The 23,685-nt window shown below is 42.1% G+C and carries 27 protein-coding genes; all 27 read left to right on the forward strand.

What is annotated here, in order from left to right; translation table 11 throughout:
• The first annotated feature begins 338 nt into the window (after nt 1-338).
• The 27 genes from DW981_RS00005 (at nt 339) to DW981_RS00130 (ending at nt 23,673) form a co-directional block, all read left to right on the forward strand.
• A complete protein-coding gene (locus DW981_RS00005; protein ID WP_118690143.1) occupies nt 339-1,106 on the forward strand; it encodes a sigma-E processing peptidase SpoIIGA in 768 nt (255 codons plus the stop codon).
• Between the two features lie 60 nt (nt 1,107-1,166).
• Nucleotides 1,167-1,913: an RNA polymerase sporulation sigma factor SigE gene (gene sigE / locus DW981_RS00010; RefSeq protein WP_022025449.1), complete on the forward strand. Its 747-nt coding sequence runs from the start codon at nt 1,167-1,169 to the stop codon at nt 1,911-1,913.
• A 56-nt stretch (nt 1,914-1,969) separates the two neighbouring features.
• Nucleotides 1,970-2,746 carry an RNA polymerase sporulation sigma factor SigG gene (gene sigG / locus DW981_RS00015; RefSeq protein ID WP_022025448.1) on the forward strand — a complete coding sequence of 259 codons (777 nt, stop codon included), beginning with the start codon at nt 1,970-1,972 and terminating at the stop codon, nt 2,744-2,746.
• A gap of 47 nt (nt 2,747-2,793) precedes the next feature.
• Nucleotides 2,794-3,060, forward strand: coding sequence for a YlmC/YmxH family sporulation protein (locus DW981_RS00020; protein ID WP_347474464.1), 267 nt, complete (start codon nt 2,794-2,796; stop codon nt 3,058-3,060).
• 125 nt (nt 3,061-3,185) lie between these two features.
• On the forward strand, nt 3,186-3,638 hold the full coding sequence (nrdR, locus tag DW981_RS00025) for a transcriptional regulator NrdR (protein WP_022025446.1): 453 nt from the start codon (nt 3,186-3,188) through the stop codon (nt 3,636-3,638).
• 219 nt (nt 3,639-3,857) lie between these two features.
• Nucleotides 3,858-4,508: a class I SAM-dependent methyltransferase gene (locus DW981_RS00030; RefSeq protein ID WP_182434049.1), complete on the forward strand. Its 651-nt coding sequence runs from the start codon at nt 3,858-3,860 to the stop codon at nt 4,506-4,508.
• Nucleotides 4,509-4,849: 341 nt separating this feature from the next.
• A complete protein-coding gene (locus DW981_RS00035) occupies nt 4,850-6,385 on the forward strand; it encodes a YifB family Mg chelatase-like AAA ATPase (protein ID WP_022025444.1) in 1,536 nt (511 codons plus the stop codon).
• A 15-nt stretch (nt 6,386-6,400) separates the two neighbouring features.
• Nucleotides 6,401-7,495: a DNA-processing protein DprA gene (dprA, locus tag DW981_RS00040; protein WP_118506336.1), complete on the forward strand. Its 1,095-nt coding sequence runs from the start codon at nt 6,401-6,403 to the stop codon at nt 7,493-7,495.
• A gap of 56 nt (nt 7,496-7,551) precedes the next feature.
• Complete coding sequence (gene topA, locus DW981_RS00045; protein WP_022025442.1) at nt 7,552-9,630, forward strand: type I DNA topoisomerase; 2,079 nt, start codon at nt 7,552-7,554, stop codon at nt 9,628-9,630.
• 228 nt (nt 9,631-9,858) lie between these two features.
• Entirely contained in the window at nt 9,859-10,245 is a 387-nt protein-coding gene (flgB, locus tag DW981_RS00050) for a flagellar basal body rod protein FlgB (protein WP_022025441.1), read from the forward strand.
• 65 nt (nt 10,246-10,310) lie between these two features.
• Nucleotides 10,311-10,751 (forward strand): flagellar basal body rod protein FlgC, encoded by a 441-nt coding sequence (flgC, locus tag DW981_RS00055; RefSeq protein ID WP_022025440.1) that lies wholly within the window; start codon nt 10,311-10,313, stop codon nt 10,749-10,751.
• Between the two features lie 36 nt (nt 10,752-10,787).
• Nucleotides 10,788-11,132, forward strand: a complete 345-nt coding sequence (fliE, locus tag DW981_RS00060; protein ID WP_118506337.1) for a flagellar hook-basal body complex protein FliE — start codon at nt 10,788-10,790, stop codon at nt 11,130-11,132.
• A 37-nt stretch (nt 11,133-11,169) separates the two neighbouring features.
• Entirely contained in the window at nt 11,170-12,786 is a 1,617-nt protein-coding gene (locus DW981_RS00065; protein WP_118506338.1) for a hypothetical protein, read from the forward strand.
• A 49-nt stretch (nt 12,787-12,835) separates the two neighbouring features.
• Nucleotides 12,836-13,846, forward strand: coding sequence for a flagellar motor switch protein FliG (gene fliG / locus DW981_RS00070; protein WP_022025437.1), 1,011 nt, complete (start codon nt 12,836-12,838; stop codon nt 13,844-13,846).
• The gene (locus DW981_RS00075) at nt 13,839-14,690 is read left to right on the forward strand and encodes a FliH/SctL family protein (RefSeq protein WP_182434050.1); all 852 of its coding nucleotides are present in this window, start codon (nt 13,839-13,841) and stop codon (nt 14,688-14,690) included. The genes fliG and DW981_RS00075 overlap by 8 nt, the downstream gene beginning before the upstream one ends.
• Nucleotides 14,691-14,750: 60 nt before the next feature.
• Nucleotides 14,751-16,064: a flagellar protein export ATPase FliI gene (gene fliI / locus DW981_RS00080; RefSeq protein WP_118506340.1), complete on the forward strand. Its 1,314-nt coding sequence runs from the start codon at nt 14,751-14,753 to the stop codon at nt 16,062-16,064.
• A gap of 5 nt (nt 16,065-16,069) precedes the next feature.
• A complete protein-coding gene (gene fliJ, locus DW981_RS00085; protein WP_022026249.1) occupies nt 16,070-16,525 on the forward strand; it encodes a flagellar export protein FliJ in 456 nt (151 codons plus the stop codon).
• A 4-nt stretch (nt 16,526-16,529) separates the two neighbouring features.
• Nucleotides 16,530-17,291 carry a hypothetical protein gene (locus DW981_RS00090; protein ID WP_022026248.1) on the forward strand — a complete coding sequence of 254 codons (762 nt, stop codon included), beginning with the start codon at nt 16,530-16,532 and terminating at the stop codon, nt 17,289-17,291.
• Nucleotides 17,292-17,418: 127 nt separating this feature from the next.
• Nucleotides 17,419-18,732 carry a flagellar hook-length control protein FliK gene (locus tag DW981_RS00095; protein ID WP_182434051.1) on the forward strand — a complete coding sequence of 438 codons (1,314 nt, stop codon included), beginning with the start codon at nt 17,419-17,421 and terminating at the stop codon, nt 18,730-18,732.
• 32 nt (nt 18,733-18,764) lie between these two features.
• Nucleotides 18,765-19,550, forward strand: a complete 786-nt coding sequence (locus DW981_RS00100) for a flagellar hook capping FlgD N-terminal domain-containing protein (protein ID WP_118506342.1) — start codon at nt 18,765-18,767, stop codon at nt 19,548-19,550.
• Between the two features lie 78 nt (nt 19,551-19,628).
• Entirely contained in the window at nt 19,629-19,928 is a 300-nt protein-coding gene (locus DW981_RS00105) for a hypothetical protein (protein WP_347474465.1), read from the forward strand.
• The gene (locus DW981_RS15985) at nt 19,919-20,035 is read left to right on the forward strand and encodes a hypothetical protein (RefSeq protein ID WP_347474466.1); all 117 of its coding nucleotides are present in this window, start codon (nt 19,919-19,921) and stop codon (nt 20,033-20,035) included. The genes DW981_RS00105 and DW981_RS15985 overlap by 10 nt, the downstream gene beginning before the upstream one ends.
• Nucleotides 20,036-20,137: 102 nt before the next feature.
• Nucleotides 20,138-21,481, forward strand: a complete 1,344-nt coding sequence (locus DW981_RS00110; RefSeq protein ID WP_243034618.1) for a flagellar hook-basal body complex protein — start codon at nt 20,138-20,140, stop codon at nt 21,479-21,481.
• Entirely contained in the window at nt 21,451-21,684 is a 234-nt protein-coding gene (locus DW981_RS15460; protein ID WP_147352570.1) for a flagellar basal body rod C-terminal domain-containing protein, read from the forward strand. Before DW981_RS00110 ends, DW981_RS15460 begins: the two co-directional genes overlap by 31 nt.
• A gap of 143 nt (nt 21,685-21,827) precedes the next feature.
• Nucleotides 21,828-22,016, forward strand: coding sequence for a flagellar FlbD family protein (locus DW981_RS00120; RefSeq protein WP_022026242.1), 189 nt, complete (start codon nt 21,828-21,830; stop codon nt 22,014-22,016).
• Between the two features lie 40 nt (nt 22,017-22,056).
• Nucleotides 22,057-22,866: a motility protein A gene (locus tag DW981_RS00125; RefSeq protein WP_022026241.1), complete on the forward strand. Its 810-nt coding sequence runs from the start codon at nt 22,057-22,059 to the stop codon at nt 22,864-22,866.
• A complete protein-coding gene (locus DW981_RS00130) occupies nt 22,867-23,673 on the forward strand; it encodes a flagellar motor protein MotB (RefSeq protein WP_118506345.1) in 807 nt (268 codons plus the stop codon). It abuts the gene before it with no gap.
• The last annotated feature ends 12 nt before the right edge of the window (nt 23,674-23,685 follow it).

The following is a 23,685-nucleotide window of genomic DNA, read 5'->3' on the forward strand; positions in this document are numbered from 1 at the left end:
TCGCCGGTTTTGCCTTATTCCATTGTATGTAAAAGGCTGTTATGTGGTGTGAACATTACAAAACGCTGGTTTTGCCTTATTCCATTGTATGTAAAAGGCTGTTATGTGGTGTGAACATTACAAAACGCTGGTTTTGCCTTATTTCATTGCATGTAAAAAGCTGTTATGTGGTGGGAAGCCAACAAGAATTGCATAAGCAATTCTTGCAAGGCAAAACGCTGGTTTTGCCTTTATTGTCGAAAACCGTCAAAGATCTTTTCTGCATCTGTCATGCTTTGACATATTTCGCAGGCCGGATTCGGTATACTTGGTTTCGGAAAGAGAGGAAGGAAACAGACATGAGAGTTTATCTTGATGTTTACTTCATCCTGAACCTGATTTTGAACCTGTTTCTAATGGGGATTACAGGACTTCTTCGAGGAAAGCGCAGTTCCATATCACGAATTGCAGTGAGTGCCTGCCTGGCGGCGGTGTTATCAACGGCAATCTATGCAGTATCTTTTTTGATACATCGGCAGATATTTTTGCTCAGTCTGTTGACAGTATATGGAATGGTCTGGTTTGGCTTTCGTGAACTTGACCGGAGAGAACGTAGAACCGATCTGTTAGTACTGTTGATCGTTGCTTTTGTGACGGGTGGTTTGTTAAATGCGCTGCATGCTATTGGAGCATTAGTGGGCAGTAGTCCAAGATATTCTATTTGGTTTATCTTGCTTGGACTGTTAGGGATCGGCATTGCTTTTTGCGTGCTGGCGCGAGAACTGCAAGGAGCGTATAAGCGGTGTCAGACAACCGTTCAGGCGGTGCTATGTCATGAAGGCAGGGAATATGTGCTTCGTGTACTGTTTGATACGGGAAATGGCTTGGTATCGCCGTATACCGGTGAGAAAGTAGCGGTGTTGTCGGCTGATTTTGCTTCGGGATTGTCGTTAGACCGCACACAGAATCCGGTGTATATCCCGTACCATTCGATCGGCGGTAGTGGCATTTTGCCGGTATACCGTATTGACAGTGTAACGTTTGCCGGTCGTACACCGATTGTACATTTGCCGGTTGCGATCAGTGATGAACTGGGCGGAGAACAGGAAATACAAATGATCTATTAACAAGATTAAAGTGTCGTATTTTGACATAATAGGAACATTGAACACAGAAAGGGGATTGTTATGCTTAAGATATCAGTGGCGAATCGATTTCAACTTCGTATCGCTTCGGAATTTGGAGGAATCTTTCGAAGTAAAAACGGTACGGATATTCATTACATAGGAGGAGCGGAAATATTACCGGCGCCATTTTCGGCAGAAGAGGAAAAAGAAATATTAGCAAAACTAGGGAGCAGTCATGACAAAGAGGCAAGAAGCAGTCTGATCGAACATAATCTCAGACTTGTTGTGTATATTGCAAAAAAGTTTGAGAATACAGGGATAGGAGTAGAGGATTTGATTTCTATCGGGACGATCGGCCTTATTAAAGCGATCAATACCTTTAATCCACTCAAAAATATTAAATTAGCAACATATGCTTCCCGTTGTATTGAGAATGAGATATTAATGTTTTTGCGGCGTAATAACAAGGTGAAGTATGAAGTGTCGATCGATGAGCCGTTGAATGTCGACTGGGATGGTAATGAGTTGCTTTTATCTGATATTTTAGGAACGGACGAAGACGTCATTTCTAAGGGTCTGGAAGATGAGGTGGATCGACGGCTGCTTAGACAGGCGTTAGGTTTATTGAGTGAACGGGAACGTTCGATCATAGAGCTTCGTTTTGGCATTGACAGAAAGGATGGAAAGGAATTTACACAAAAAGAAGTGGCAGATATGATGGGAATTTCCCAGTCCTATATTTCTAGGTTAGAAAAGAAGATAATGAAGCGGCTGAAAAAGGAAATCCTACGCATGCAGCAAGTATAAAAAATATAAATTTGTAAATCCTACTTTATAACAGAATAAGCCGTGGAGGAAGGGTTATGGGAATGTATAAAGTAGAGATTTGCGGAGTAAATACTGCAAAGCTGCCCTTACTGAGCGAAGAAGAAAAAAAGGAACTATTTGATAAGATTGGTAAGGGTGACCGAGCTGCAAGAGAAACTTTTATTAAAGGAAATCTGCGTTTGGTACTTAGCATTATACAGCGTTTTTATAATTCCGGGGAGAATATTGATGATCTGTTTCAGATTGGCTGCATCGGATTGATGAAAGCAGTGGATCATTTTGATGTTACAATGAATGTCAAATTTTCTACGTATGCTGTTCCTATGATCATCGGTGAATTGAGACGGTATTTGCGAGATAATAACAGCATCCGTGTCAGTCGGTCGATCCGTGACACTGCCTATAAAGCAATTTACACGAAGGAAATGCTAATGAAGCAGTCGGACCGTGAACCAACAATTGAGGAGCTGGCAAAGATATTGGAAATTCCGGCAGAGGACATTGTATTTGCGCTGGATGCGATCCAAAGTCCGGTTTCATTGTACGAACCGGTATATGCAGAGAGCGGAGACACCCTATACATTTTGGATCAAATCAGTGATAAAAAGAACAAAGAAGAAAAATGGGTCGAGGAGATATCTTTAAAAGCAGCGATAGACCGTTTGGCTGACAGAGAACATCAGATCATTAATATGCGTTATTTTGAAGGAAAAACGCAAATGGAAGTAGCAGAAGAGATTCAGATCTCGCAGGCACAAGTGAGCCGCCTGGAAAAGAAGGCCCTTCGGGAAATGAAGAATTATCTTGCATAAAAGATCATATATTAGAGATAAGAAATCGTCCGTGTGGAAAGGGGAAAGTGGTGCGTTTATGTGAGCTTCGTGACAAAGAAGTGATCAATGTATGTGATGGAGAACGCTTAGGAAATGTGTGTGACATAGATTTTGATGAAAAAACAGGGCAGATCTGCACACTCATTATTCCGGGACCTTGCAAGGTGTTAGGAATCTTAGGTCGAGACCATGAATACATTGTCCCCTATCAGTGTGTTTGCCGCATTGGATCGGATGTAGTGCTGGTTCAAGTGGATACGGAAAAATGCCTCAAAAAATGTAAATGGGATTGACGATTCCTTGTAACAAAAAGGGGTTTTGCCTTGCGTTTTTAAGATGTGTTCTCTATAATAACAGAAGAGAACAATTGCATATCACGACAACGGATTAACCGGTGGTATGCGGAAAGAGGTAAGAAATGAAATGTCCATTTTGTGGAGAAGATGATACCAGAGTGATTGATTCAAGACCGGCTGATGAAAATATGTCGATTCGCCGCAGAAGACAATGCGATAAATGTCAAAAACGTTTCACTACTTATGAGAAAGTGGAGGCAATTCCGTTGGTAGTGATCAAAAAAGATCAGACTAGGGAACCTTATGATCGCACCAAAATTGAAAAAGGTGTATTCCGTTCCTGCCACAAACGGCCGATTTCGGTTCCTCAGATGAACCACCTTGTGGATCAGGTTGAGGCAAAGGTATTTAGCAAGGAAGAACGAGAGATACCAAGTAGTTATATCGGAGAACTCGTTATGCGATATTTGGAAGAGCTGGATGCAGTTGCATACGTACGTTTTGCATCGATCTACCGTGAATTCAAAGATGTCGATACATTTATGGAAGAATTAAAAAAGATTTTAGACAAATAACTCAAACTTCGCACATAAATTTTAGCTATGCACCTTGAATTGTGGTATCTAACTGATTAACAAATATACAAAGAGACTGTGGCTGAAGCCTTCCTATAACCATCAAGTGGTAGGAGGTGTGAACCAATCCACAGTATCTCCAATTAGTATAGCACAAACAGACCTTGGAGAGGGGCTATAAACACTACTACTATATAATACGAGAAGGAGATGATTATCGTGGAAATACAGCATAAGGGCTGGGATTGGGATGCAGTGAAGTCTGAATCATGGAATGAAATTTCAGAAGAGTTTTTACCTGTGGCACTAAGCTGGGTTAGAAAGTATCACTCAGTATTGGATATTGGAACAGGGAAGGGAAGGCACGCCTTTTTCTTTGCAAAAAATGGTTTTAAGGCGAGTGCAATAGACTTATCGGAAAGTAGCATCACATATGTGAAAGAGCAGATAAAAGAAAAAGGTCTCGATAATATAGATGCGAGAGTGGAGGATATGACGGAGTTATCATATGAAAATCAAAGTTTTGATTGCGTCATATGTTTTCATACAATCTATCATACCAGTTATGATGGAGTTGTTAAGGCATTGAGGGAGATAAATCGAGTTTTGAAGGATAAAGGAGAGGCATTTATTTCATTTAATACAAAGGATAATCCACATTATGTTAAAGAAAAAACGGTGGATGGATATACGATGATAGCAACGGAGGGACATGAAGCCGGTATCCCGCATTGCTATGTGGATGAAAATGACTTGTTTGAATTACTTCAGGATTTTGAGATTCTGTCAATGAATAAAGAAATTAATTATGTGAGAAAAGGAAAAGAAACACATGGTGTTCATTTTTATGTTCACGTTGCGAAAAAATAGCAGATGTGTTTGAGGTACAGGATTATATGATTCTGGATGACTTATAAAAAACCGTTTGATAGATTTAGAAATCTGCTTATCATTTTGAGTCTCTTGTGTTATACTTTATTCACAGCATGAGCCTCCGGTTTGTAATTGTTTTTTGGCAACTCAATTATACCAAAACCATTGATTTCATGCTGTTTTTATGCTAGTTATTATTGAATTTTCAAAGTGCATAGGCACATTTTAATGTGCGAAGAGTTTGAGATAATAATATTTTAAGTTGACAGAACACAACATGTGTATTAAAATATCAAATGAAAGAGAGAAAGTTCTATAAGATAAAGTGAAAGGACGTTATGTTCTGTGAAACTTTTTGTGCCGCCATTCAGGGGATTGACGGCTGTATGATTCAAGTAGAGGCAGATGTGTCTGATGGACTGCCTTGTTTTTCTATGGTCGGATTCTTGGCTTCCGAGGTAAAAGAAGCGAAGGAACGAGTATCTATTGCAATCAGAAATAGTGGTTTTCGTATTCCTCCCAAGAAAATAACAATTAATCTGTCACCGGCGGATTTTCGTAAAGCGGGAACAGGGTATGATCTTGCGATCGCAGCAGCGATTTTAGGTGCGTTAGGTTACTTTCCGCAGGAATATCTGGAGGGCGGTATGCTTTTGGGCGAACTGAGTCTGGATGGAACAATCCAGCCGATCAATGGAGTTCTTCCTATGGTGTATACGGCGTTAGAGCATGGCTGCAATTATTGCATTGTACCAGCTGATAATATGAAAGAAGCTCAGATCGTGGAGGGAATCCGGGTTGTTGGAGTGCATTTGCTTTCAGAAGTCATTGATTTTTTGCAAAATGCTCCGGATATCCATGTAGACACAGAACGTGTGGAATTTATAGGCAATTTGAGAGAGGATTTGCCGGATTTTCGGGATATTTGTGGTCAGGCAGCCGTAAAACGAGCAGTAGAAGTGGCTGTGGCAGGTAGACATAATATATTGATGGTGGGGCCTCCCGGCTCCGGCAAGACGATGATTGCAAGAAGGATACCGGGAATTATGCCACCATTGTCTTTTGAGGAACAGATGGAAATTTCCAAAATTTATAGTGTGAGCGGTTTGCTGGATGAAAAACACCCGCTTGTAATGGAACGTCCCTTTCGTTCACCACACCATACGATTCCACAGACAGCACTTGTCGGGGGTGGACGATATCCGAAGCCGGGTGAGTGCAGCCTGAGCAGCGGTGGTGTTCTGTTCTTAGACGAATTACCGGAATTTCAACGACAGTCTGTGGAGGTGCTTAGACAGCCATTAGAGGAAGGGTTTGTCACGATATCAAGGTTGGAAGGATCATACCGATATCCGGCCAAATGCCAGCTTGTGGCTGCAGCTAACCCGTGCCTATGTGGATTCTATCCTGACCGGCGCAAGTGTAACTGCACCACAGCACAGATCCGTAAATATTTTGGCAGAATCAGTCGTCCGATCTTAGATCGCATCGACATATGTACGGAGACGGTTTCGCTAAATTATGATGAATTGGAGAATCGTGGAGAGGAGGAATCTTCCGCACAGATTCGGGAGCGTGTTATGGAGGCACAAAAAATTCAAACAAAACGGTACGAAGGAGAAAGCTTTCGGTACAATGGAGAACTGACGGCGCAGGGGGTAAAACGTTATTGCGTTCTTTCGGCAGACGCTGAGGCATATTTACGGGGGATTTTTGATCAAAAGTCACTGACTGCAAGAGGGTATCACAAAATATTAAAGGTAGCAAGAAGTATTGCAGATCTAGATCACAGTCAAGAGATTAAACGTCATCATCTAAGTGAAGCAGTTTGTTACCGAAGTTTTCCGCAAGACAACACAGATGTCAATGTCTAAAGAAAGGAGTAGGCTGTGGAGCAGGAATTATTTGCCTATTGGCTGTATACATTACGAGGGATTGGTGCTAAGAAAAGACATGAATTGCAACAAATTTATGGAAATGCAGAGCAAATCTATTATGGTGACAAAACAAAGCTAAAAGAATCACCTGTTTTTTCGGAGCAGGATAAAACGCTGCTTGGTAAGCCGGAGACGGTCAAAGAAATCAAACATAAAATGCAAAGAATGGAACAGCGGGGGATTCGGTTTTGTTCACAGGAAAGCGAGGCGTTTCCGAAGAAACTACGTTATATTCCGGATCCGCCGTATGCGTTGTTTTACCGCGGAATGCTGCCGGATACCGATAGACCGGCGATCGCTATTGTTGGTGGACGCAATACCGGTTATGAAAGTAGAGAGATTGCAGCCGGATTTGGCAGACAATTGGCAGAAAATGGCATTGCGGTCGTAAGCGGATTGGCGCGGGGTATTGACATCAGTGCACAAAAGGGTGCTTTAGACATTCCGGGAGGAAAGACATATGGTGTGCTTGGAACAGGTGTTGATATCTGTTATCCGCGAGAACATATCGAACAATATATGCTGATGCAGAGACGGGGAGCGGTAATTTCGGAGTATGCACCCGGCAGCAGAGGATTTCGGAGTAACTTTGCCAGACGAAATCGAATCATCAGCGGTTTATCAGATGGCGTACTTGTGATCGCAGCCAGAGAAGGGAGTGGCTCATTGATCACGGCAGAGTGTGCATTGGAACAGGGCAAAGAAGTATTTATTGTGCCGGGAAATATTTTAGATCCAAGTTATGCGGGCGGTAATCAACTTCTTAAATCTGGTGCTGCTGTTGTGACAGATATTCAAGATATTTTAGATGGTCTGGGTGCTTTCTGGGACATAAATTACAGTGCTCAGAAGAAAAAAAATGAGGTAATGCTTGAAACTGCTGAAAAAATAGTGTATGCTATTTTAGGTTTTGATGGGATACATATATCGGAAATTGTTGCACAGACAGGACTTAGTGTACCGCAAACGATGGAAGTATTAGCGTCCTTAGAACAGAAGAAGTTGGTTAATATGGTGGGCCAACATTATTATGCTTTAAAAATTTAAGAGATCAGTCGTATTTTCAAAGTATGGTAAGAAAGAAGGGAAAGGCAGGTAGTAACATGGCTAAAAATCTGGTGATCGTCGAGTCTCCTTCTAAGGCAACAACGATTAAGAAGTTTTTAGGAAGTACCTATGAAGTCGTAGCATCTAATGGACATGTTCGTGATTTACCCAAAAGTACACTTGGTATTGATATAGAGAATGATTTTGAACCCAAGTATATTACAATCCGCGGAAAGGGAGATTTGTTGGCAAAATTGCGCAAAGCTGTGAAAAAGGCTGATAAGATATATCTCGCAACTGACCCGGACCGAGAGGGAGAGGCAATTTCGTGGCATTTGTCCAAGGCACTAAAATTAGATGATAAAAATACCAGTCGTATTACCTTTAATGAGATTACCAAAAATGCAGTGAAAAAGTCGATCAAAGAGGCAAGAGACATTGATATGAACCTTGTGGATGCACAGCAGGCAAGACGCGTGTTAGATCGAATGGTGGGTTATCAGATCAGCCCGGTTCTTTGGGCAAAGGTTAAGAGAGGTCTTAGTGCCGGACGTGTTCAGTCGGTTGCATTGCGTATCATTGCTGACCGTGAAACAGAGATCAACAATTTTATTTCCAAGGAGTACTGGACTCTGTCGGGAGAGTTTCGCGCAGAAAAGGACAAAAAGCCGTTTGTCGCAGATTTTTATGGAACGACAAAAGAAAAAATGCCGATCGAAACAGAACAGCAGCTTGATGATATTATCGCTGAATTGAATCAGTCGGAATTTACGGTATCTGATATGAAGACTTCTACAAGAAGAAAGAAAAGTCCATTGCCATTTACCACAAGTACTTTGCAGCAGGAGGCGGCAAAGACGTTGAACTTTTCAACGCAGAAGACAATGCGCCTGGCGCAGGGACTTTATGAAGGTTTTGCAATCAAGGGGCGCGGGACGATCGGTTTGATCACGTATCTTCGTACAGATTCGACACGTATTTCAGATGAAGCTAAGGCGAGTGCCAAAGAATATATAGAAGAAAATTACGGTAAAGATTATGTGGCGCAGACTGCAGCTGCCCGAAAAGATAATAAAAAAATTCAGGACGCACATGAGGCAATTCGACCTACTTATGTAGATCTGTCGCCAACTATGGTCAAGGAGGCATTGTCAAGAGATCATTTTCGTTTGTATCAGTTGATCTGGAAGCGTTTTTTGGCAAGCCAGATGGCAGGGGCCAGTTTTGAAACGACTTCGATCAAGATTGATACGGATAAGTATCGTTTTACGACTGCCGTATCTAAAGTAGTATTTTCCGGTTATCTGACTATTTATCAGACGGAAGAAGATAAGATAGAAAAGAAGTCTTTATCCCGCAATTTGGAGAAAGGCACAAAACTTAAGGCTGGAAACTTTGAAAAGAGTCAACACTTTACACAGCCACCTGCACATTTTACAGAGGCGTCTCTGGTAAAGACCCTGGAGGAACTTGGTATAGGAAGACCAAGTACGTATGCTCCGACGATCTCAACGATCATTAATCGGCATTATGTTGCGAAAGAACAGAAAAATTTATATATCACAGAACTTGGAGAAGTTGTAAATTCCATTATGAAAAAATCTTTTGCGAGTATTGTTGATGTGAATTTTACAGCATATATGGAAGGTCTGTTAGATCGTGTCGAAGATGGGTCGGTTGCATGGAAAACGGTCGTACGTAACTTCTACCCGGATCTTCATGAAGCGGTGGAAAAGGCACAGAAAGAACTGGAAGAAGTTAAGATTGAAGATGAGGTAACCGACGTCATTTGTGAGGAATGCGGACGAAATATGGTGGTTAAATATGGTCCGCATGGTAAATTCTTAGCATGCCCTGGATTTCCAGAGTGCCGCAATACGAAACCATATTTGGAAAAGACAGGTATTCCATGTCCAAAATGTGGCGGGGAGATTGTGATCCGCAAGAACAAAAAGGGAAGACGTTATTATGGATGTCTCTCATATCCTGAATGCGAGTTTATGTCATGGCAGAAACCGTCTACGGAACATTGTCCGGAATGTGGCGGCCCGATGGTCGAAAAAGGTAATAAGCTTGCCTGTATGGATAAACAATGTGGATTTTCAAAGAGTATGCCGAAGAAAACAGAAGAATAAACAGCGTCAAGGAGGACACAGAAAGAGCAGATGGAACTGTAAGGATAGTTATGTCTGCTCCTTTTTTTTAATTTTCACTTGTAATTTATGCGGTTTATATTATAATTAATTATGTGTATTTCTATGTTTAAATAACGCGGACAACCTTACCACCTTGATTTACAGGGTTGGAGATGATGTCCCGGCATATTGCAGATATAGAGCAGTGGATAGAAAGGAGTTGGAGCTATGATATCATCGGGAGCATACAACTACATCAATGTGTTGGAAAAGACATGTGATGCAAGTTGGACTAGAAATTCGTTGATTTCCAACAACATAGCAAATGTGGATACCCCTAATTACAAGCGTAAAGATCTAAAGTTTGAGGAATACTTAAGCAGCGCGGTAACACTTGGGTCTTCTTTGGATGAGGATATTGCAAATGTTGACCTGGATACGCTGACTGGGACCACCTATACAGACTATGGCAATGTTGATTATCGTTTGGACGGTAATAATGTCGACATTGATACGGAAAGTGCGGAATTGGCTAAGAACCAGATCAAATATTATACAATGTTAGATTCGGTCAGTCAGGAGTTTTCGCGTCTTAAGATGGTTATGCAGAAATAATTTGTGTTTCTGAGTGCAGGCTGTAAGCATGAGAGTAAAACAGTTATACAGAAATGGAGAGAACTATGGGAAATGTTTTTTCAGCGATGAACATCAGCGCAACCGGTATGACCGCACAGCGCACTCGTTTAGATGTGATCTCGCAAAATATTGCTAATGTGAACAGTACCAGAGATGCTGATGGTAACGTGTACCGTCGCAAATCTGTTATTTTCGAGGAGAAGAGCTACCCGACATTTAGCGACACGCTCGCCGGTGCAACCGGAATGATGGGTAAGGGAGTTAAGATCTCTGAGATTTTTGAGGATACGGAGGAGCCACTTAAGATGGTGTATGATCCGACGCATCCGGATGCCGATGAAGACGGATATGTTTATTATCCGAACGTAAATACAGTGACAGAAATGACAGATATGATTGATGCCAGTCGTTCTTATGAAGCAAATGTCACTGCGTTCAATGCTTCCAAAAATATGGAATTAAAGGCATTGGAGATTGGGCAGTAATTAAGAGAAAATAACAAAGGAAAGGTATGAAATAATATGGATCTAACGGCATTATCAGGTGTTGATCTGATGACAGCGTTTCAGACGCCGCAGGTTGCTTCCAAATTGACTGACAAGTCTGACTCGATGTTAGTGGAGTCGGAGCAACAGGGAACTGCGTTTGACAGTGTGTTTCAGTCTGCACTGAATCTTATCGAAGAAACCAATGCATACAGCAATGCTGCGGAGGAAGAGGAAATTAAATATGCATTAGGAGAATCCGATAGCATACATGATCTGCAGATCGCACAACAGAAAGCGAATGTATCATTGCAATATACGGTTGCAGTGAGAGATGCAGTTGTTGATGCGTATAAAGAAATTATGAATATGCAGTTCTAATAAAACCCGATACATAAGGGAGTAGGAGAGTCTTGTTATGCAGGAAAGAATTAAACAAATCCCCACGAAATTTGTGGAATTTTGGAATAAATATACCGGAGTGCAGAAGACGATCATTATAAGTGTGATCTGTGTTGTTCTTCTCGCGATCGGACTTACAACGTATTTTGTATCCCGACCGACTTGGGTAAAATTTAATGAATTTAATAATCTAAATGATGCGAATGCAATGGCAAAGGCATTGGATGATGCAAATGTTTCGCACAAATCTTCAAAAGATGGATTGACCTTATATGTCCATGATGATGATATGACGGATGCGTTGTATACAATGAGCGATAACAATTTAGTAGATACCGGATATACATGGGACAGTGCATTTAACAATTCCATGTCGACAACAGAGAGTGAAAAGGACCAAAAGCGTATTTTGGCGTTGCAATCTGATATTCAAAAGAGTATGGTAAAGTATTCTTTTATTGATGATGCGGATGTGTTTATCGATGTTCCGGAGAGTACATACAGCATTTTGGATGAGGAAGGTAAAACATCTATTACAGCGCGCATTACCGTAAATAAAGAAAATGAAGATAAGCTTGATCAGGCGACAGCACAGGCGCTTGCATACTGGCTTGCAAATGCCGTTGGAACGGATGTTGAGAATGTTATTATCAACGATACCGATGGAACATGCTGGTATAATGGTTCGACGTCCGGTGGCCTTGGAACAGCCATAAATGGCGGTGTTGATGAATATTGCGAAAAATTACGTAATACGATGGCGTCCAACGTGACTGATCTTTTGGTGAAATTAGATTACGATGATGTGCAGGTTGGTACGCAGGGTATCGCTTTTGATATGACGAAAGCAGAAGAACTTTCGAAGGAATATAAGGTTGCAGATGGTCGAGATTATGGTTATCCGACAAAACTGTATAATTATGTACAGGAGGGAAGCAACGGTGTATCGGGCGAACCGGGAACCGGTTCCAATGATGACGATACGGATACCGTGATCAATAAAGGAAACAATTCGTCTAATTCTGTTAAGATTGAAAAATATGAGGGACTTCTGACAGATGAAACGATCAAAAACATTAAGAAAGAAATACCGACGGTACAGAAGGATCAATCCAGTCTGGCTATCGTAGCACTGCGTTACAAAGTATATAATGAGGCAGATCTGGAGAAAGATGGCAGTTTGGATAATATGACCTTTGAAGAGTATATTGCAGCCAATAATAAACGTACGGAGATCCAGCTGACTACGGAACAGATCCAATTAGTAGCGAATGCGACAGGTGTAGATACCGGTAAGATAACGGTGTTAGCATATGAAGTACCAAAATTTGTAGCAAAGACAGACACATCCCGCTCTTTGAAAGATTATTTAATGATCATCTTAGCGGTACTTATCATTGCACTTTTGATATTCGTTGTACTTCGCGGAACAGCACCGGTTAAGGTGGCAGATGAAGAGCCGGAACTTTCGGTGGAGCAATTGCTTGCCACAACCAAAGAGAACCAGTCCTTAGAGGATATAGAATTTAGTGATAAATCAGAAACGAGAAAGATGATTGAGAAATTTGTGGATGAGAATCCGGAAGCGGTGGCACAGCTGCTGCGTAATTGGCTGAATGATGATTGGAGCTAAGCGGCAGAAGAACATGAATTAGACAGTTTTCGAGAAAAGAGGGTGAAACATGGCAAGATCAGAAGAACTTAGTGGTGTACAAAAGGCGGCAGTCCTGTTGATCGCATTGGGACCGGACAAGTCTGCAAATGTTTTTAAGCACCTTAAGGAAGATGAAATTGAACAATTGACACTGGAAATATCCAATACCAGAAGTGTCTCACCGGCAATGAAAGATCAGGTGTTGGATGAGTTCTATGATGTGTGTCTGGCACAGCAGTATATTGCAGAGGGCGGTGTTGCCTATGCGAAAGATCTGCTTGAGAAAGCATTGGGAGCAGAACGTGCCAAAGATGTGATCGGAAAATTGACTGCATCTCTGCAAGTTCGACCGTTTGAATTTGTTCGAAAGACAGATGCCAGCCAATTACTTAACTTTATTCAGGATGAGCATCCACAGACAATTGCACTCATTTTATCCTATCTGTCTTCCGGACAGGCATCTGCAATTATTTCTGCATTGCCGCCGGATAAGCAGACGGATGTAGCAAAACGTATTGCGCAGATGGACCGTACATCACCGGATGTGATCAAAGAGGTCGAGAAAGTATTAGAACAAAAGTTATCTTCTTTGGTCAACCAGGATTACACCGTGGTTGGTGGTGTCGATGCTATCGTAGAGATTTTGAATACGGTTGATCGTGGAACCGAAAAACATATTATGGAGAGCATGGAGATCGAGGATCCGGAGCTTGCCGACGAGATCCGCAAGAAGATGTTTGTGTTCGAGGATATTTTGTCCTTGGACGACCGCTCTGTGCAGCGTGTACTTCGTGAAGTGGATAATAACGAATTAGCGATCGCCCTCAAAGGTTCTAATGAGGAAGTACAGAACCTTATCTTCAGCAATCTTTCCAAACGTCTTGCCAGCATGATCAAAGAAGACATGGAGTTTATGGGACCTGTGCGTATGAAAGATGTTGAGGAAGCACAACAGAAGATCGTCAATATTATTCGCAAATTGGAAGACTCTGCAGAGATTATCATTTCCAGAGGTGGAGGTGACGAGATCGTTGTCTAATGTAATAAAATCGGTCTACTTTAATGTGGATGCAAAGCAGAAGCATATCATTGATTCGGAACAACGAATGGAAGAGCTGATCCCACAGATGTATACAGCGGAGGAATCAAAACAGGATTCCTATACATTTCAACCGCTTACGGCTGAGGAGTTAGCATCGGGACAGGCACAATCGTTTCAAGATGGGATACCGGTCATCCACATGGATGATGTACGCGAGGAAGAACGCCAAAAACTATCTGATGAAGTGAACGAACAGGTAATGCAGGAAAAGAATGACATTCTTGCAAAGGCGGAGGCAGAAGCAGAGGAACTCGTACAACATGCGACACAACAAGCTGAACAGATTAAAACTATGGCACATTCTGAGGGATTTGATGCCGGTAAGCAGGAAGGACTTGCGGCTGCGGAGGAACAGTTACAGCAGATAGAAGAGGAACTGCATCAGTCGGTGGAGCAGGAGTTAGATCAGATCAGACAGCAGAGACAGCAGATGGAACCATTTTTTGCGGATCTGACAGCAAAACTTGTCGAGAAATTAACCGGACAGGTGTGTGCAGAAAATAAAGAGGTAATTTTACATCTGATCCAAAATGCAGAAGGCACGTTGGATCGGCCTAAACAGGTTGTTCTTCGGGTTTCAGGAGAAGATATGGCAGTTGTGTCAGGACATAAAGCGGAGTTAAAGGAACAGCTCCCGGAGCAGACGGAATTTGATATTTTAGAAGATGCCAGCTTGTCTGCCAATCAATGTATTATTGAGACAGAGGATAAAATGATTGACTGCAGCTTGGATGTACAGTTACAGAATCTGCAGGAAAAGCTGCATACTTTGGCGTTATAAGAGCATCGCATACAGAAAAGTTAGTTTGCCGCAGAGATAGAGGAAAAGGAGTGAGACCGGATGGATTTCATGGATTTATCGAAATATAATATATTGTTGGAACAGTCCTATGAAAAGCGTCTGGGCAAAGTGGCGAAAGTAGTCGGCCTTACGGTGGAATCGATAGGACCGAGCGCAAAATTGAATGATTTATGTCACATTATCACCAAAGATACGAATCAGGTGATCAATGCAGAAGTGGTAGGATTTCGTGATGATCGTGTATTGTTGATGCCGTATGATTCTACAGAGGGTGTTGGCGTTGGCAGTCGCGTAGAAAATACGGATGCACCGCTTCAGGTAATGGTCAGTGATGATATTTTGGGATGTGTGTTAGATGGACTGGGCAGCCCGATGGATCATCATGAGATTCAAGGTGGGGTGCCTTATTCAGTTGAAGCACAACCGCCGGATCCATTGACAAGACAGCTGATCGATGAAGTGCTGCCGCTTGGAGTGAAAGCGGTAGATGGTCTGATCACGGTAGGTAAAGGACAGAGAATCGGCATCTTTGCTGGTAGTGGCGTTGGTAAGAGTACGCTGCTCGGTATGTTTGCCCGCAATACAAAAGCGGATATTAACGTGATCGCACTGATCGGAGAGCGTGGCAGAGAGGTGAGAGAGTTTATTGAACGTGATCTTGGCCCGGAAGGAATGAAACGATCTGTGATGGTCGTCGCAACTTCCGATAAGCCGGCACTGATCCGTAAGAAAGCGGCGATGACAGCTACGGCGATCGCAGAGTATTTTCGAGATCAGGGCAAAGATGTACTCTTGATGATGGATTCCTTAACTCGTTTTTCAATGGCACAAAGAGAGATTGGCCTTGCTTCCGGCGAGCCGCCGGTTTCCCGCGGTTACCCGCCAAGTGTTTATTCGGAAATGCCCCAGCTTCTCGAGAGAGCCGGGCGTTCGGATAAAGGTTCTATTACTGGTCTGTATACGGTATTGGTCGATGGTGATGATTTTAATGAACCGATTGCAGACACCGCACGAAGCATTTTGGATGGACATATCGTACTGGATCGAAAGATCGCACATTCGAATCATTATCCGGCGATTGACATATTACAGAGCATTTCTCGTGTTATGAGCAGTATTGTGACGGATGAACACAAAAAGGCGAGTGGCCGGTTAAACAACGTATTGGCGACATATCGAGAGGCAGAAGATCTGGTCAATATCGGTGCGTATAAGCCGGGATCCAATAAAAATATTGATTATGCCCTGGAAAAGATAGATGCGGTGAATGACTATTTGATGCAGGGAGTCAATGAAAAATTCACTTTTGAGGATGAAGTAAAAATGTTATGTGACATTTTCGAGGAGGAATAGTCTAAATGGCAAAGTTTGTGTTCAAAATGCAAAATATTTTGGCTGTTAAAGAAAAGCTGGAAAGTCAGGCAAAAGCTGAGTACGGTTTAGAAATTTCCAAATTACGGGAAGAAGAGCAAAAAAAGATTTTGCTGGAACAAAAGAAACTGTATTATGAACAGCAGTTGACGGAATGTTTGCATGATACATTGGACATGCCGAGGATCAAGCAGTATGAGCAAGCTGTGGAGGATATGAAGATCTGTATTCGTGAGCAGCAGCACATCATAAAACAGCAGGAAGAGAAAGTTGCCAAAGCGAGAAAAAAACTGGATGATGCCATGAAAGAGCGTAAAACATATGAAAAGTTAAAAGAACGCGCTTTTGAAGAGTTTAAGCTGGAGCTGAATGCTGCAGAACAGAAAGAAGTAGATGAACTGGTAAGTTTTCGACATGGCAGCAAGATAGAAAGTGAGGATTAAGAAAATGGCAAAAAAAGACGATAAAAAGATTAAGGGGATTGATCAGCCGGAAAGTGCAGGAAGTAAACTGGTGACTGCGCTGATCGCATTGATCATTATCATAATCTGGCTTGTGGTTTTTGCTTTTTTGATAAAGCTGGATGTGGGAGGTATCGGCAGTAATGTGCTGTATCCGGTACTGAAGGACGTTCCGCTTGTTAATAAAATATTGCCGAGTGTTTCAGAGGAACAGCAGGCAGAGGAAGGCAACTATAAATATACAACATTAAAGTCGGCAAATGCCCGTATTGAAGAGTTGGAGGGACAACTTGCTTCCGAATCCGGAACGACCAGTGCAAATTCGGATTATATCAAAAATCTGGAGGCGAAGGTCAAACAGCTGCAGAAGTATAAAGACGATGTAGACGCATTCAATAAGCGGGTGGCGGAATTTGATGAAAAGGTAGTATTTACAGACAATGCGCCGGATGCTTCGGAATACCGCAAGTATTACGAAGAAATTTCACCGGACAATGCAGAGAAAATATATCGACAGGTTGTAAAGTCTGAGCGTTCTACAGAGAAGGCAAAAGAGTTGGCAACTTATTATTCGAATATGGAGGCGGCTTCAGCGGCGCAAACGCTGCAGGAAATGAAGGAAGATCTGGATCTGGTGTGTGATATAATTGAAAATATGCCGGAGAAAAAGGCTGCTGCGATCCTTCAGGAAATGGATAGCACATTTGCAGCACAGATTTCAAAAAAGATATCTGCCATCGATAAATAATGACAGATGTTGGTATGCCATAGTATGATGTATATGACAATGGAAGTGTGATCACGAACTTTGTCGTTTACATAAAATAATTGCAATGATCTTTCAGAGATATATTGCCAGAAAAGGAGGTGAAAATGTGACAGTACCAGGAGTTCAGTCAGCTCTTTCCGTAAAAAATGCAGGAGTGGAAATGCTTACCGAATCTGCCAAGACACAGGCTGTGAGCGGAAGTGATCAATTTGGTGCCGTGATGCAGCAGTCTATGACAAAGCAGTCTGCGGATAAATCTTCAAAGACGGTCGTCAAAGATGCCGGAGACGATGCCGGATATAAGATACCGGTTGTCAGTGACGGTCAGAATGTGAAAGTAGCACAGTCGCAAAATTTACAATTAAATGATACCGGTAATGTCAATATATCCGGTGAATTGGTAGAGGATATTGTGCAAGATGTACTGAAGCTGGATGATGATCAGATGGATGCAATATTAGCGGCGATGGGTATTACCGTGTTGCAATTATTAGATCCTCAGATTTTACAGCAATTTGTTCTTACCGCAGAAGGTGCCGGAGACATCACTGATATGTTGACCAGTGAAACGATGTTAGCAGACTATCAGATGATCCTACAGCAATTTGCACAGATGCCGGAGGGCGTGTCAGAAATCTTAGCACAGATGGAGCCGGTATCAGAAGATGATGCCGATTTACAGGGGATTTTACAGGAATTAACCGCTGTAAAGCCGGAGCAAGCGCCTGTATCAGATGGGGAAGTATTACAGAAAGCGGTTAATACGCAAGAACCAGCTATACTTGGCCAGACGTCTTCATCGGATTCGTCAAAAACAATGTCAGGCGAATCGAATGCTTCATCAACCGAGAGTTTTGTACAGACAAGTCAGCCGCAGACTGACGCGTCGGTAGAAGCTGTACCGTTTGCACAGCAGTTTGATCTGCAGGGGGCACGTGAAGTGCAGGACGCACCGATGCCAAATCAATCTGTACAGATTATTGAGCAGATTGTAAGACAGATACGAGTATCTGTAACAGATACGACATCAACCATGGAAATGCAGCTTAATCCGGAGCGTTTAGGCAAGGTATTATTAACCATTTCTGCCAAAGAAGGAATGATGACTGCTAACTTTACCGTGCAAACGGAAGAAGCGCGGTTAGCACTCGAAAGCCAAATGTATCAGTTGCGCGATACACTAGAGCAAAAGGAGATCAAAGTAGAAGCAGTATCCATTTCGGTATCTGATTTTTCCTTTGCACAAGGAGGCGGGGATGATGCAGATTCAAAAAATCTGGAACAGGGCGATGGAAAGAGTCGAAGATTTCAATTCGAAGATTCAGAAGAGGAGGCACAGGAAGCTTCTGACAAAGAAGCAGAGCGTGTAAGAAAGAGTGTCATGAGAGATCATGGCGGAAGTGTTGATTTTACTGCTTAAGGCAGTAGCTTTACAGATAGAAAGGAGGCAAAATGAGTTCGATAGCAGATGTTGTAAATGGTAAGCTAAACATTTCAGAAAGTTCTCAGGAAACAGAGCGCAAAGTTGGATCAGAGCTTGGTAAAGAAGAGTTTTTGCAATTGCTAGTGACGCAAATGAAGTATCAGGATCCATTGGAACCGACGGATAATACCGAATATGTATCACAGCTTGCACAATTTTCAGAGTTGGAGCAGATGCAAAACTTAAATTCTACGACGAGCAATACCTCTGCTTTTACATTAGTTGGCAAAGAAGTGTATATTGAGGATCAGTCCGAAGCAGGTGATGTAACGAAAGTTCAAGGCACTGTAGAATATGTGTCGATTCAGAATGGCAAGGCTTACGTTTCGGTTGATGGCACATTGTATAAATATGACAGCATTGTTAAAGTATTGGATGATAATTATGTCATTTCTAACAATATCCCATCTGTACAAAAACAGGCATTGACATATCGTCATCATGATCCGCAGGATGTAACGGTAGAGGGTATCTCACTCGGTTCACACGGTTATGAAGCCACTAGTTTTGCAGTTGCATTGGTTTCTTCATCCGGGGATACGAAGGCCGTTGATTCAAAGTATTTGTCATACAAGGATGGCAAATTAACGATCAGCAAGGATGCATTCAGTCAAAAGGATGCAGGTATCTATACGGTTGCATTTGTCTTTGATGATGCTAACAAGACAATTATTTCAGACAAGGTCACGATAGAGGTTAAGGGGATCAAGCCGGATAATTCTGATAAAACAGAGAATTCTGACAGCAACACATAGAAAGATGATGCGGGAAAGACAGTATCAGAGTGATTCACGGAGGGATTACTTAGGTAATAAGAAAGAGGTGATGTGAAGATGCAGCGTTTACATAATGGTTATGCAAAATCGATCGAGCAGATGACTGGGCGGTATTTGCAGTCTCAAAGATCGGATAACAAATCTTCTTCCACCAATGAGCAGCTTTCCTTTCAGGAGGTTTTGCACGAAGCAGCGGAGATTAAGCAGGATGCAGTACCTGATCTAAAGTTTTCCAAACATGCCGGCGAACGATTGATCGCACGGAATATCAATCTTTCAAGAGAACAGATGCAGCGTTTGGCAACAGGAACCACGAGGCACGAGAAAAAGGAATTGGAGAGTCTTTGGTGTTGGTAGATGACTTGGCATTTATTGTAAATGTCAAAAATAATACCGTGATCACTGCAATGGATGATTCCTCGGAGGGAATCTTTACCAACATTGATGGGGCAGTTATCGGGTAAAGGGAATACATACAGCCGGACCTTAAGGAGGCAGTGAAATTCTGAATGCCAGAGGAATTTCAAGACGTATTCCTAAGTTATAAGTTTAGGAGGACAATAATTATGATGAGATCACTTTATTCTGGTGTAGCAGGTTTAAAAACACACCAGACCAAGATGGATGTTATAGGTAATAACATTGCAAACGTAAATACAGTTGGATTTAAGTCGAGTTCTGTTAATTTTTCAGACACTTTTTATCAGACAATGTCAGCTGCAAGTGGTTCGAATGCAGAAACCGGGACAGCTGGTGTAAATGCCAAGCAGATTGGTCTTGGATCTACGGTGGCAGCCATTACCACTAATATAACAGAACCCGGAGGAACCTCTACGACAAACCGTGCGTTGGATGTAGCGATCAACGGTGATTCTTTTTTGATCGTAAAATCCGGTGGAGAGACGTATTTTACCAAATCCGGTGCATTGAACGTTGATGATGCAGGAACATTGTATTGCACGACCAATGGAGCAACGGTACAAGGGTGGCTTGCTGATAGTGATGGTAATGTCGTTCGTGATAGTGTCAAGGATTTAACGATCATGACTGAAGATAATATGTATGCCGCACCAACAGCCACAGAAAATATCACCTTGTCTGGTAATATTGACAAAAATGATAAAAACTTACAGCTTACTACGGCAACGCAGGGAATTAACACAAAAGAAGGATTCCGCATGACCTTTACGTTCTATGATCGTATCGGTGAGGAGTATACGGTACAGATGTATCTGCAGGATTCCGGAACACCGGGAACCTATGATTTGGTTGTGAGTGATGTATGCAATTCCGAGGGAGATTCCATATTTGTGAAGAAGACAACCACGACGACGAATGGTGTCGAAACAACGACCTATTCTGCGACAGGTGTTGTTGTACAGCTCGGTGGAGCAACCTATACGGTAAATGACAATGATATTGATAAGGTAACAGGAAAGTATACCTTATCCGGTACCGGAACAGCTTCACAGGTATTGTTTGACTCAACCAGTGGTGAGTTTGCCGGAACGAAAGAGGCTGGTCTAACCAGACCGGCAACCTCTGTTTATGCCAACAAATCTATTTTGTTTAATGTGGTTACGGTGCCGGCTAACAGCGGTATTGATGATACGTTTACACATTATAATTCACAGAATGATTTAGGTGGTGTAGAAGTTGACGTAAGTTACTTGACACAGTATTCTAAGGGAGGCGTTGGAAACACATCGTATACCAGAGGTGATGCTAATGGCAAGGGAGCAGGTAACATTGCCGGTGAGATGAGTGGCCTTTCTATTAATCAGTCCGGCAAGATCATTGGAACTTATACCAATGGTGAAAAGAGAGTACTTGGACAGATTGCGGTAACAACATTCTCAAATCCTCGGGGTTGGAAGCAGTGGGAGACAGTTTGTTTGCAGCATCTATGAACTCGGGATTGTTTGATGGAGTTGGTATGGATATTACCAGTGACGGTGGTAAATTTACGGTTGGTGCGTTGGAAATGTCTAATGTTGATCTGTCTACAGAGTTTACGCAGATGATCACGACACAGCGTGGTTTCCAAGCTAATTCCCGTATTATTACAACTTCAGATACAATGCTGGAAGAACTGGTAAATTTGAAACGTTAACAGTATGAAACATACAGGATCAGCATGATGAATACTCCGTGGTAACAGGTATTTTGCAATATGGATAAATGGTTGCATAAATGTAGACCACCTATTGCGAATATCTGTTGCCATTTTTACATTGTGGGAAGAAAGGTGAAGGTATGATTGACGTAACAAAAATGAATGGTATGAACATTACAATCAATTCTGATTTGATCGAGACAGTGGAAGATACGCCGGATACAGTGATCACATTGACTACCGGTCGGAAAATAATTGTAAAAGAGAGTAGACAGACGATAAAAAATTTAGTAAAATCATTTAAGAGAGAATGCACTTTTATGGAATGACATAGAAAGTACAACAAAATGAAATAAGGTGGTGGCTTAAGTGGATATAGCAACTTTAGTCGGATTGATTACCTGTGGGGTCATGGTATTTTTGGGAATTGTTACCGGTCCGGAGAAAATGGCAGGTTTCCGACACTTTTATGATTTGACATCCATTTTCATTACGCTTGGTGGTTCTGTTTCTTGTATGATCATCCAATCTAAGAGTTTTGGAAAGTTTATTGAGGATATCAAATCGATTCGACTGGCAATGAAAGTTCAGCAGGCACATGAGGCAGAGGTGATACGCAATATTATCAACCTTTCCAATGTTGCAAGAAAAGAAGGCTTGCTTGCTTTGGAGGAAGCGGCGAATAACATAGAGGATGATTTCTTAAAGAAAGGAATCATGCTGATCGTTGATGGTACCGATCCTGAGCTTGTCCGCAGTATTATGGAGACTGAGCTGGGAGCGATCGACGCAAGACATAATGAAAAGATCAATTTCTGGGCAAACTGGGCGGGAATGGGTCCTGCTTGGGGTATGATTGGAACACTGGTTGGTCTGGTAAACATGCTGTACAACATGGATGATATGTCTACGATAGGTCCGAATATGGCGGTTGCCCTGCTTACGACTTTGTATGGTTCGTTACTTGCTAACTGGTTATGTGTACCTATTTCCTTCAAACTTAAAATGAATAATGAGTTGGAAATTAAAATGAAGGAAGTTATGGTAGAGGGGCTTTTATCAATCCAGGCAGGAGAGAATCCTCGCGTGATCGAGGAGAAACTGAAGTCCTTCCTGGCACCATCTGTTCGTGAACAGATCAATGAGCAGGATGGAGCCGCAGAAGGTGGTGAGGCGTAAATGGCAAAGAACAAAGAAGAGACAGAAATTAAGACAGACGGATGGAAAGATACGTTCTCTGATCTGATGAATTTGTTGCTCTGCTTCTTTATTCTCTTGTATTCCATGTCTTCGATCGATGAAGCGAAGTACGCTGAACTGGTCGCTTCTCTTTCAAATAGCGTTAGTATATTTAGCGGTGGAGAAAAAGCAATTGGTCAGGGTCAGCTTATTTCCAGCGGTGCAACACAGTTGAATAATTTGGATGAATATTATTCAGATATGGGTAAACAGGCTCAGGAAACTGAGAATGCAGATGATCCAATGGCAAAGCTGGAGGCGAAACAGGCACAGGAAAAGAAAAAAAGAATGGATGAGCTGTACGGTGATGTTGTAGGGCAGACAGAAAAGAAGCAATTGGATGATGATTTGGATGTCACGATAGATGACGGATATAATTATGTTATGTTATCTCTGAATGGCAGTGTGTTGTTTGAATCGGGAAGTGCAGAGATTCAAAAAGATGCCAAAAAGATTTTGAACCGTATCGGAGATGTACTTAAAATGTATCCGAAAAATACGATCAAGATTGAAGGTCATACAGACAATGTACCGATTCACAATGCAAATTATTCCAGCAATTTATGGCTTTCCACGGCAAGGGCAACAAAAGTACTGGAATATTTCCAAAAGCGGGGATTGAATCCCAATAATTTGGAAGCGTCCGGATGGGGTGATGTTCATCCGATCGCAAGTAATAAAACAAAGACAGGGCGATCTAAGAACCGTCGTGTTGAAATTAAAATATATGGAATGTCAGAAAATTGACAATAGTATATA

The organism is Clostridium sp. AM49-4BH (assembly GCF_003478335.1).
GTDB lineage: Bacteria > Bacillota > Clostridia > Lachnospirales > Lachnospiraceae > Butyribacter.

Bases quoted from the DNA above. Each gene is read 5' to 3' on its own strand.
- DW981_RS00005 (WP_118690143.1), top strand. From the start codon at position 339: ATGAGAGTTTATCTTGATGTTTACTTCATCCTGAACCTGATTTTGAAC.
- sigE (WP_022025449.1), top strand. From the start codon at position 1,167: ATGCTTAAGATATCAGTGGCGAATCGATTTCAACTTCGTATCGCTTCG.
- sigG (WP_022025448.1), top strand. From the start codon at position 1,970: ATGGGAATGTATAAAGTAGAGATTTGCGGAGTAAATACTGCAAAGCTG.
- nrdR (WP_022025446.1), top strand. From the start codon at position 3,186: ATGAAATGTCCATTTTGTGGAGAAGATGATACCAGAGTGATTGATTCA.
- DW981_RS00035 (WP_022025444.1), top strand. From the start codon at position 4,850: ATGTTCTGTGAAACTTTTTGTGCCGCCATTCAGGGGATTGACGGCTGT.
- topA (WP_022025442.1), top strand. From the start codon at position 7,552: ATGGCTAAAAATCTGGTGATCGTCGAGTCTCCTTCTAAGGCAACAACG.
- flgB (WP_022025441.1), top strand. From the start codon at position 9,859: ATGATATCATCGGGAGCATACAACTACATCAATGTGTTGGAAAAGACA.
- flgC (WP_022025440.1), top strand. From the start codon at position 10,311: ATGGGAAATGTTTTTTCAGCGATGAACATCAGCGCAACCGGTATGACC.
- fliE (WP_118506337.1), top strand. From the start codon at position 10,788: ATGGATCTAACGGCATTATCAGGTGTTGATCTGATGACAGCGTTTCAG.
- DW981_RS00065 (WP_118506338.1), top strand. From the start codon at position 11,170: ATGCAGGAAAGAATTAAACAAATCCCCACGAAATTTGTGGAATTTTGG.
- fliG (WP_022025437.1), top strand. From the start codon at position 12,836: ATGGCAAGATCAGAAGAACTTAGTGGTGTACAAAAGGCGGCAGTCCTG.
- fliI (WP_118506340.1), top strand. From the start codon at position 14,751: ATGGATTTCATGGATTTATCGAAATATAATATATTGTTGGAACAGTCC.
- fliJ (WP_022026249.1), top strand. From the start codon at position 16,070: ATGGCAAAGTTTGTGTTCAAAATGCAAAATATTTTGGCTGTTAAAGAA.
- DW981_RS00090 (WP_022026248.1), top strand. From the start codon at position 16,530: ATGGCAAAAAAAGACGATAAAAAGATTAAGGGGATTGATCAGCCGGAA.
- DW981_RS00100 (WP_118506342.1), top strand. From the start codon at position 18,765: ATGAGTTCGATAGCAGATGTTGTAAATGGTAAGCTAAACATTTCAGAA.
- DW981_RS00105 (WP_347474465.1), top strand. From the start codon at position 19,629: ATGCAGCGTTTACATAATGGTTATGCAAAATCGATCGAGCAGATGACT.
- DW981_RS00110 (WP_243034618.1), top strand. From the start codon at position 20,138: ATGATGAGATCACTTTATTCTGGTGTAGCAGGTTTAAAAACACACCAG.
- DW981_RS00120 (WP_022026242.1), top strand. From the start codon at position 21,828: ATGATTGACGTAACAAAAATGAATGGTATGAACATTACAATCAATTCT.
- DW981_RS00130 (WP_118506345.1), top strand. From the start codon at position 22,867: ATGGCAAAGAACAAAGAAGAGACAGAAATTAAGACAGACGGATGGAAA.